General features: G+C 62.0%; 10 protein-coding genes. 8 read left to right on the top strand and 2 right to left on the bottom strand.

The annotated features are described in order from the left end of the window. Nucleotides 1-45 precede the first annotated feature (45 nt). Complete coding sequence (locus C476_RS11760) at nt 46-1,158, top strand: IS630 family transposase (protein WP_049911785.1); 1,113 nt, start codon at nt 46-48, stop codon at nt 1,156-1,158. A 197-nt stretch (nt 1,159-1,355) separates the two neighbouring features. Here C476_RS11760 and C476_RS11755 read toward each other — a convergent pair whose 3' ends face one another. Continuing rightward, nucleotides 1,356-1,553, bottom strand: a complete 198-nt coding sequence (locus tag C476_RS11755) for a hypothetical protein (RefSeq protein ID WP_008013187.1) — start codon at nt 1,551-1,553, stop codon at nt 1,356-1,358. Between the two features lie 193 nt (nt 1,554-1,746). On the opposite strand from C476_RS11755, the gene C476_RS11750 reads away from it, so the two are divergent. Then, the gene (locus tag C476_RS11750) at nt 1,747-2,055 is read left to right on the top strand and encodes a non-histone chromosomal MC1 family protein (protein ID WP_008013186.1); all 309 of its coding nucleotides are present in this window, start codon (nt 1,747-1,749) and stop codon (nt 2,053-2,055) included. Nucleotides 2,056-2,236: 181 nt separating this feature from the next. After that, complete coding sequence (pheA, locus tag C476_RS11745; protein WP_008013184.1) at nt 2,237-3,052, top strand: prephenate dehydratase; 816 nt, start codon at nt 2,237-2,239, stop codon at nt 3,050-3,052. 59 nt (nt 3,053-3,111) lie between these two features. Here the strand turns inward: pheA and C476_RS18975 are convergent, their stop codons facing one another. Continuing rightward, nucleotides 3,112-3,270, bottom strand: coding sequence for a hypothetical protein (locus C476_RS18975; protein ID WP_008013182.1), 159 nt, complete (start codon nt 3,268-3,270; stop codon nt 3,112-3,114). 141 nt (nt 3,271-3,411) lie between these two features. On the opposite strand from C476_RS18975, the gene C476_RS11740 reads away from it, so the two are divergent. The 5 genes from C476_RS11740 (at nt 3,412) to C476_RS11720 (ending at nt 8,979) form a co-directional block, all read left to right on the top strand. Continuing rightward, complete coding sequence (locus tag C476_RS11740; RefSeq protein WP_008013180.1) at nt 3,412-3,867, top strand: peroxiredoxin; 456 nt, start codon at nt 3,412-3,414, stop codon at nt 3,865-3,867. Nucleotides 3,868-3,927: 60 nt separating this feature from the next. After that, entirely contained in the window at nt 3,928-4,347 is a 420-nt protein-coding gene (locus tag C476_RS11735; RefSeq protein ID WP_008013178.1) for an Hsp20/alpha crystallin family protein, read from the top strand. A gap of 111 nt (nt 4,348-4,458) precedes the next feature. Further along, nucleotides 4,459-5,271 (top strand): hypothetical protein, encoded by an 813-nt coding sequence (locus C476_RS11730; protein WP_008013177.1) that lies wholly within the window; start codon nt 4,459-4,461, stop codon nt 5,269-5,271. An 87-nt stretch (nt 5,272-5,358) separates the two neighbouring features. Further along, a complete protein-coding gene (gene leuS / locus C476_RS11725) occupies nt 5,359-8,016 on the top strand; it encodes a leucine--tRNA ligase (RefSeq protein ID WP_008013174.1) in 2,658 nt (885 codons plus the stop codon). A gap of 201 nt (nt 8,017-8,217) precedes the next feature. After that, nucleotides 8,218-8,979, top strand: coding sequence for a YqjF family protein (locus tag C476_RS11720; protein WP_008013172.1), 762 nt, complete (start codon nt 8,218-8,220; stop codon nt 8,977-8,979). The last annotated feature ends 2 nt before the right edge of the window (nt 8,980-8,981 follow it).

The following is an 8,981-nucleotide window of genomic DNA, read 5'->3' as shown; positions in this document are numbered from 1 at the left end:
TAGTGATTCGGGAAAGTTATTGAGCAGAAGTATCTCTTTAGTGTAGTGACTGGCCGAGAGAAGAAAATTGTGCGACACCTGAGTGAAGAGGATCTGGATCGTCTGCTCGGCGAGGCAGACGATCAGAAGGAATTCGAACGCCTCGTGTTCATCAAACGGCTGTACAAGGGTGCCACGCTGAAGGAGGCTGCCGATGACGTTGGGAAATCTGAGGGCACCGCCACCAACTGGGTCAACCGCTGGAACGAAGGAGGCCTCGGCAAACTCACTCCGAACTTCGGGGGCGGTCGGCCCCCGAAGCTCGACGAAGACCAACAAGACGAATTCATCGATCGACTGCGTGAGGGACAACCGTGGAAAAAACAAGAGATTCAGCACCTTCTCGACGAGGAGTTCGATGTCGAATATCATTCACACTACCTCCCAACGTTCCTATCCAACCTCGGCCTTTCCTACGCCATTCCTCGGACAAAACGGCCTGATCGACCCGCCAACGCCGAAGAGATCCTCGACGAACGCGTCGAGTACGCGTTCGACGAGGATGCTCACGACCAGCCACACAATAAGCGCGACAGTGACGACGATGACGACGAAGAGGAGTGGCGCACCGATGAGGACATCTGTACTGATGGCGGGACTGTGGTGGGATTTTTCGATATCTCGCATCCACAACCATGGGACAACTCTCAGCGACTGTACACGGTCGATGACCCACATATCACCCGGCCGCTGGTGAAAATCGATACACCAGCGGCCGGGTTCTATGCGCTCAACGGAGAGAGCGTGCTGTCGTTCCCACCGAACCAGGAGAAAGAACAAATCTGCGGGTGTTTCGAGGAGATCCGCGAGCAGAATCCCGGCAAGCGGATTCTGCTCGTGTTGGATAACTTTTCGTCACACGTCTGCAAGCACACGCGCAAGCGTGCTCATGAACTCGGGATTGATCTGGTGTTCCTTCCGGTTGGTTCCCCGGACCTCAACCCAATCGAACCTGTCTGGAAGAGTCTCAAGTGGGAGTCTTCGCCGTTGATTGTTAACGGCGAAGACGAGTACCGGAGACTCCTTGACGAACTGTTCGACCAACTGACCGAGAAACTGAGTTTCGCTGCATCGTGGATTGACAATCACCTCGGTGGATTTCTCAATAAGATTTGCTAATCACTANCTGTTCGACCAACTGACCGAGAAACTGAGTTTCGCTGCATCGTGGATTGACAATCACCTCGGTGGATTTCTCAATAAGATTTGCTAATCACTAAGGTCCCGCGTGCCATGCGAACGGACGCTTTGCGTCCGTGAGCAGAGAGCGGTTCGCTCGCGGAGCGAGCGAATCCCGAGGCGTAAAAAGGTGGGTTCTAGAACTCGTGTTCGACGTCATCCTCGTCTGCTTTCTGAATGATGATTTTACCGTCCCGGACCCGGACGAAGACCTCGTCGCCGATATCCATGCCCGCGACTGCGAGTTCATCCTCGTGGAGATTGAGGTGGACGTTGTGATAGTTGCCGTCGTCGTCTTTCGCACCGCTTGGACTCAGCTTCTTTTTCCGTACCATCGCGGGATTCTATTCCGAACTTCGCCGTAGGATATACTTAAGTGTTTTCGACGCCCAGGCGAATGACGCCGATCGCGGATCCTGCAGACGAGTGGCGTCAGCGCTGTACTTAAAGATACCGACGCAGTCGGTCGGTTTCCGGGGATATCTTTATGTCTGGTCGTGTGCTCGTTTGACACGGAGGCGATAAATCATGGTACGCGAAGACGGTAAACGAAACTTTGCACTGCGTGAATCGGGCGGTGACGAATCGAGTGTCTTTTCTGGCAATACACCCCGTCAGGCCGCGCTCAAGGCGGCGCGACGGCTCGAGCCCGGCCCGAGCGAAGCGGAGGCCGAGCGCGTCGAACTCAAACTGCGAGAGAAGGGAACGGACAAGGTACACATCTATGAGGGCTGGGCCTGGGAGGAGACGGCTCCAAGCGACAAGCCCGACTGGATGCCAGACGAGATCACGGAAGCAAACGTCTCGAAGAAAGGAATTGATCACTTAGACGAGTAGTCCGTCTGCTTTGTTGTTTTCTCTCGTCTGACCGGCCGATAGCGATGCCGTCGTCCAGCGCGTGTGGCGCGTACCAGCCCTGACAGCCAACCCGCGGTTGGCTCGGATGCGACTGTGGGTGTTGTCGATCGAACTGGAAGACCCGACGGTCTTTTGACCCAGACCGCATTATCGGCCCGTAATGACTGCAGTTACGCTGGGTCCCGAAGGAACCTATTCACACCGGGCGACGAGTGCGATCGCCGACAACGGTGAGATCGACTTCCGCCAGTCGGTGACGGCGATCGTCGACGCCGTCGCCGCCGGCGAGTACGACCGGGGCGTCATCCCCATCGAAAACAGTATCGAGGGCTCCGTGACGGAGAGTCTCGACGCGATCGCCGACTACGACGTCGCCGTCGTCCGCGAGATCGTCACCCCGATCCGTCACGCCCTGCTCGCACAGGGGCCGGAGTTCGACACCATCGCCAGCCACTCTCAGGCGCTGGCGCAGTGTCGGTCCTATCTCGAGCGCGAGTATCCCGACGCGACCCTCGAGGCCGTCGCGAGCACGGCCCAAGGTGTCGAGTTCGCCCGCGAGGATCCGTCGGTCGCTGGCATCGGTCATCCGGCGAACGCCGACGGCGACGGTCTCGAGGTACTGGCCGAGGACATCCAGGATCAGGACTCCAATGCGACACGATTTTTCGCGCTCGCGCCCGCCGACGAGCGTTCGACCGGCGGCGGCAAGACCTCGCTGGTGGTCTATCCGAACGCGAACTACCCTGGGCTGTTACTCGAGTTGCTCGAGCCCTTCGCGAATCGGGATATCAACCTGACCCGTGTCGAGTCACGGCCGAGCGGCCAGCGACTGGGCGATTACGTCTTCCACATCGACTTCGAGGCCGGCCTCTACGAGTCACGCACCCAGGAGGCGATCGCGGACCTCGAGGACCTCGCCGAGAACGGCTGGGTCCGCCGGCTCGGTTCATACGACACTGAGCACGTCGTCGAGTAAGGACAGGGTCGGTCTCGCGTGAAACGAGCAGTGCGACGGCTTGCGCGTGAGTAAAACGGTTACTCAGCGGTCCTACTGCTATCTGGGCGAACCCATGCTCGGATGCGGTCGCCATAGGTCATCACGCCCAGTCCTGCAAGGAACGACAGGAACGCTGGGACGAGGATCCACAGGAGATCTGGATGTTCTGAGCCGGTGTGGAGAACGGTGTCGATCATCGGCGGTTCTAGGTGAACTGTCGTGCATAATTCGACCGACGTGGGCAGAATTGGCCGTTACCGAATCGGGGCAGCGCCGGTCTGTCCGTCGCCGCGGTAACTGACCACAAACTGTTTTTCACACCCCACGCTAGCACGGGTATGCCACTCGCCCCAGGCGATGACGCGCCGACCGTGACCGCACCGAATCAGGACGGTGAGACCGTTAGTCTCGCGTTCGCGGCGCCGACGGTCCTCTATTTCTACCCGAAGGACGATACGCCCGGCTGTACCGTCGAGGCAAACCAGTTCCAGCGCGAGCGCGAGACCTACGCGGACGCTGGCGTCGACGTCTACGGCGTCTCGACCGACGGCGTCGACTCCCACCAGTCCTTTTGCGAGGCGGAGGGCCTCGAGTTCGATCTGCTTGCCGATCCCGACGCCGAGATCGCCGCGGCCTTTGACGTCGAACTTCGGAACGGCAAGACTGCGCGGACGACGTTCCTGCTGGCCAACGGCGAGGTACAGGCGGTCTACGACGGCGTCGATCCCGACGGCCACGCGCGTGAAGTGCTCCTCGACGCGCTCGAGGATGGTCTCGTCACGCTTCCCGAGTGACCCGCTTCTGTCGTCGTTCTGCGGGCAGAATTTATCCCCGTTGGGAACCTACATGCAAGTATGCGACGCAATCCATTTGATGAGATCGAGGAGTTGCTCGACCGCGTGAGCCAACAGGTCGAAGAGGGAATGGCCGCCGGCGGGCTGCAGGTCCCGGGAACGGTGCCGGTCGATGTCGCTGACCGCGACGAGGAATACGTTGTCACTGCCGACCTCCCCGGCTACGAGACCGACGATATCGAGTTGACGCTCTCGGATGGAACCCTCCACCTCGAGGCCGACCGGATCGACGAGGGCGAGTTCGCCGAGGGGCGATACCTCCGCCGTGAACGGACGGAGACCTCGGTGAATCGACGAATTCGACTCCCCGAACCGGTCGACGAGGACGGGGTGGCAGCCGGCTTCGAAAACGGTGTGCTGACGGTTCGGCTGCCGAAGGAGTCGGGTGGGGAGGATTCGAAGCAGATCGACATCGAGTAAGGTAACGGTCGCGCTTCGGGTGATGCGACCGCTGATCAGCGGTCGATCGCCGATTTCCCGTGACGGTATTTTTCGCCAGGATTACTGTCGATCAGCTATAATTTCTTAATCATGGTCAAAGTAACTGGACTCGTCGTCGCAGGGGCGTTCGTCCTGTTCGGTGGGTTCGTGTTGTCTCGAGCACGCGAACTTCATGCTCGAGGGACGACGATCGACGGAGTCACCTCGTCAGGCGCTGGCCGGCTCGAACCGGGCCGTGAGACGACGATCAGCGGGCCGGTACACGTCCTCGAGTCGGCCTCGCCGGAACGAACCGGGCCCGAGTCCGAGCCTACCGAGGGCGATCCGGCTGCCCTCTGGGCGTGGCGGCTCCGCCGGAAGCGCAATACAGGTGGCCAGGTTGGGGCTCGGTGGCAGACTGTCGACGGCGAACTCGCGGTCGGCGAGTTCACGATCGACCACGGGTGGGAGCACGTCGACGTGGATGCGGTGCCGTTGGCGGCCAAACAGGGCGACGACCCCTTCGACTCGTCGCAAGTGTTTCTCGGCCACCCGAAAACGGACGTCTACCTCGGTGATCTCGACCCGATTAATCGCTTCCTCGAGCGGACGGGACTGGCCGACGAGGGCGGTATCATCGGCGATCTGGAGGTTTCGGTCAGTATCGGCCGGAAGAATTCGATGCCGGACAAGTATCAGGCCACCGTCGTCCGGGACGGCGACGAGTTGCTGGTTCGCGGCGAGGTGACCGAGACGGCCGACGGATACGTCCTTCGGGGAACCGACGAGACGCCGCTGGTGATCGCAAGCGGTGACCTCGAGGCCCAGCGGGAGCGGGTGCAATCACAGGCACGAATCCGAGCAGTAGCCGGGAGTGTGCTGGTGGTACTCGGCCTGGTCGCCGCGGTCGCCGTATTTCTCTGAGACGCCCCGCAGAGACGGGGACGGACACCGATCAATAGCGGTATGGAAAGGTATAGGGAGGCGTCTCACAGAGACGTATATAAGCAAATGAGTGACGAGGGATACGACCACGCGACGGTCGAACGGCGCTGGCAGGAGGCGTGGGACGACGCGGACGTCTACCGGACGCCCGACGACGTCGACGATCCGACGTACGTTCTGGGGATGTACCCGTATCCGTCCGGCAAGCTCCACATGGGCCACGTCCGCAACTACACGATCACGGACGCGTACGCGCGCTATCGCCGGATGCAAGGCGATGATGTGCTCCATCCGATGGGGTGGGACGCCTTCGGCCTCCCCGCGGAGAACGCGGCCAAGGAACGCGACACGAACCCGCGTGATTGGACGTTCGACTGCATCGAGACGATGACCGACCAGATGGAGTCGATGGGCTTTGGCTACGACTGGGAGCGCGAAATCACTACCTGCACGCCCGAGTACTACCAGTGGAACCAGTGGCTCTTCTCCCGGTTCCACGAGGAAGGGCTGGTCGAACGCCGCGACGCCGAGGTCAACTGGTGTCCCGAGTGTGAGACCGTGCTGGCCGACGAACAGGTCGAGGGCGACGACGAACTCTGCTGGCGCTGTGATACGCCGGTCGAACAGCGCGAACTCGAGCAGTGGTTCCTCAAAATCACCGAGTACGCAGACGAATTACTCGAGGCCATCGACGACTTGGAGGGATGGCCCAACTCGGTGCGCCAGATGCAGCGCAACTGGATCGGTCGCCAGTACGGGACGGAACTGGACTTCGAGATCGGGGGCTACGGCTCGGTCGAGGCTTTCACGACCCGCGTCGACACGATCCACGGCGCGACGTTCTTCGCACTCGCGCCCGACCATCCGATCAGCGAGGAGTTGGCCGAGGAAGACGACGACGTTCGCCACTTCATCGAGCACGAAGCCGACCCCGACGGCGACGAGCCGAACGGCGTCGAGACGGGGTTGACCGCGACGAACCCCGTCACGGGCGACGAGATTCCGGTCTACGTCGCCGACTTCGTCCTCTCGGACGTCGGAACGGGCGCGCTGATGGCCGTGCCCGGCCACGACGAGCGCGACCACGCGTTTGCCGAGAAGATGGGGATCGAGATCAAGCCCGTCATCGCCCCCGAACCTGACGACTGGGACGGCGAGACGGTTCCCGACGCACCAGACGTCAGCGAGGACGCGTTCACCGACGACGGCGTCCTGATCAACTCCGGCGAGTACAGCGGCCTCGACAGCGAGACGGCTCGCGAGCGACTCACCGAGGACATCGACAGCGCCGAGAAGGCCACCCAGTATCAGCTGCGTGACTGGGGCATCTCCCGTCAGCGCTACTGGGGCACCCCGATCCCGGTCATCCACTGTGACGACTGTGGCCCCGTCATGGTCCCCGAAGAGGACCTGCCGGTCGAACTGCCGGAGTTCATCAACACGACCGGGAACCCGCTGGATGCCGCCGAAGAGTGGAAGGCGACGACGTGTCCGGACTGTGGCAGTCCGGCGACCCGCGAGACCGACACGATGGACACCTTCGTCGACTCCTCGTGGTACTTCCTGCGCTATGTCTCGCCCGGCTCCGAGGAGGTCCCCTTCGATCTGGAGCGAGCCAACGACTGGATGCCAGTCGACCAGTACGTCGGCGGCATCGAACACGCCGTGATGCATCTGCTCTATTCTCGATTCTTCACGAAGGTGCTCGCAGACCACGAAGGCTTAGAGCACCGCGAACCATTCACCAATCTGCTCGCACAGGGGATGGTGCAACTCGAGGGCGAGAAGATGTCCAAGTCGAAGGGCAACGTCGTCTCGCCCCAGCGGATCGTCGAGGACTACGGCGCGGACACGGCGCGGCTGTTCATGATGCAGGCCGCCCAGCCCGAGCGTGACTTCGACTGGAGCGAAGAAGGCGTCCGGTCGACCTATGCCTTCCTCACTCGGCTCCAGGGCATGGTCGAGGACTACGTCGCCGACGAACCCGACGGCGACGACGACGCGATCGCCAGCTACGTCGACGCGGAGATCGACGCGACGATCGCCATCGCCAGCGGCGAGTACGACGACCTGACGTTCAACAAGGCGCTGCGCGAAACCCAGGATCTGGTGCGGACGCTGCGGCAGTACGCTGACTACACCGAACCCCACGCCGAGACCTACGAGCGTGGGCTGTCGGCTGTCGTCCGACTGCTTGCACCGGTCACGCCCCACCTCGCCGAGGAACTGTACGACGAACTCGGCGGCGACGGCTTCGTCGCCGACGCCGACTGGCCGACCGCCGAGATCGACCGTGATCGCGTCGCCAAGCGCCGTCGGCTGGTCGAAAACACCCGCGAGGACATCCGTGACATCGTCGAGGTCGCAGGTATCGAAGATCCGCAGGCCATCGACGTCGTCATCGCCCCCGACTGGAAGTACGACGCCTTAGAGATCGCTATCGAGAGCGACGCTGACAACCTGATCGGAGAACTCATGCAGCAGTCGCATATCCGTCAGCAGGGCGACGCCGCTGCCGACTACGGCCAAGACCTCCAGGCCGAACGCGAGGCGCTGACGATGAGCCTCGAGCCCGACGCAGAGTATGAGGCACTCGAGGCGGCCGCGTGGCTGATCGAACGCGAGTTCGAGGCCCCGGTCGACGTCGTCCGTGCTGACGAGGCAGACGACAGCGTCCTCAAAAACGCCGAGCCTGGCCGGCCGGCGATCGAAATCGAGGACTGAGGCGGGCGATGGGCTGCTGTCCCGAGTGACTGGCACGACCGTGGATAGCTCGCTGTCGCGCTGCCATTGACGTACAGCAGTCTGTCTGACCGGCCACACCGACAGCGGCGACACCCGAACCATCATCGGACCTGACAACAGAGTATCTAGTTTATACGCTGGCCTGCTGTAGAGGCGTGACAGCACCGGTTAGTTCTGAGGATGACCGAACAACGCACAGCGCCGTTTCGATGGCCGCTCACAGGCGGGTCGTCACTGAACGCACCACACGTCACCACGAGGACCCTTCGCAATGGGTTGTTCGCCCACTGGCCGGTCGACCCGGACGAACTTCGACCACACGTTCCCAGCCAGTTGGCACTCGAGACGTGGGACGGCCGCGCCTGGGTAAGCGTACTCCCGTTCGTCCTCACGAACGTCGGCCTCCGCGGAACGCCCTCGATCGCACGACTCGCCTTCGGCGAACTCACCGTCCGGACCTACGTCCGATATCGGGGCACGTCCGGCCTGTTTTTCTTTAGCATCGATATCGGGCGATCGCTGATCGCGACGACTATCGGCCGAACGACTGGGTTGCCCGTCTACGGCGCGGCCATGCGGGTCGGTGCGACCGACGAAAACCGCGTGGCCTTTCGGAGCCGGCGGCGGAAAACAGGGCATGATACACCCGCCCGCTTCGCCGCGACCTACCGCCCGACTGGAGCGGCCTCTCCTGCTTCGCCGGACACGCTCGAGTACTGGCTCACTGCTCGCCGCCGGTTCTATGCGCCGACCGCACGCGGCATCGTGACCGGCGACATCGCACACGATCCGTGGCCGCTCCAGCCTGCCACGGTGACGATCTACGAAAACACGATGTTCGAGGCCGATGGCCTGCCGTCACCGACTGGCGAGCCCGTCGTCCACTACGTTGATGGCGTGTCGATGACTGGGTCGATTCCGTGGCTGCTACGCGGTCGCTGACG

This window comes from Natrinema limicola JCM 13563, assembly GCF_000337475.1.
GTDB lineage: Archaea > Halobacteriota > Halobacteria > Halobacteriales > Natrialbaceae > Natrinema > Natrinema limicola.
This window is presented reverse-complemented; position numbering and strand designations above follow the sequence as displayed.

Bases quoted from the DNA above. Each gene is read 5' to 3' on its own strand.
- C476_RS11750 (WP_008013186.1), top strand. From the start codon at position 1,747: ATGGTACGCGAAGACGGTAAACGAAACTTTGCACTGCGTGAATCGGGC.
- leuS (WP_008013174.1), top strand. From the start codon at position 5,359: ATGAGTGACGAGGGATACGACCACGCGACGGTCGAACGGCGCTGGCAG.
- C476_RS11730 (WP_008013177.1), top strand. From the start codon at position 4,459: ATGGTCAAAGTAACTGGACTCGTCGTCGCAGGGGCGTTCGTCCTGTTC.
- C476_RS11735 (WP_008013178.1), top strand. From the start codon at position 3,928: ATGCGACGCAATCCATTTGATGAGATCGAGGAGTTGCTCGACCGCGTG.
- C476_RS11720 (WP_008013172.1), top strand. From the start codon at position 8,218: ATGACCGAACAACGCACAGCGCCGTTTCGATGGCCGCTCACAGGCGGG.
- C476_RS11740 (WP_008013180.1), top strand. From the start codon at position 3,412: ATGCCACTCGCCCCAGGCGATGACGCGCCGACCGTGACCGCACCGAAT.
- C476_RS11755 (WP_008013187.1), bottom strand. From the start codon at position 1,553: ATGGTACGGAAAAAGAAGCTGAGTCCAAGCGGTGCGAAAGACGACGAC.
- C476_RS18975 (WP_008013182.1), bottom strand. From the start codon at position 3,270: ATGATCGACACCGTTCTCCACACCGGCTCAGAACATCCAGATCTCCTG.
- pheA (WP_008013184.1), top strand. From the start codon at position 2,237: ATGACTGCAGTTACGCTGGGTCCCGAAGGAACCTATTCACACCGGGCG.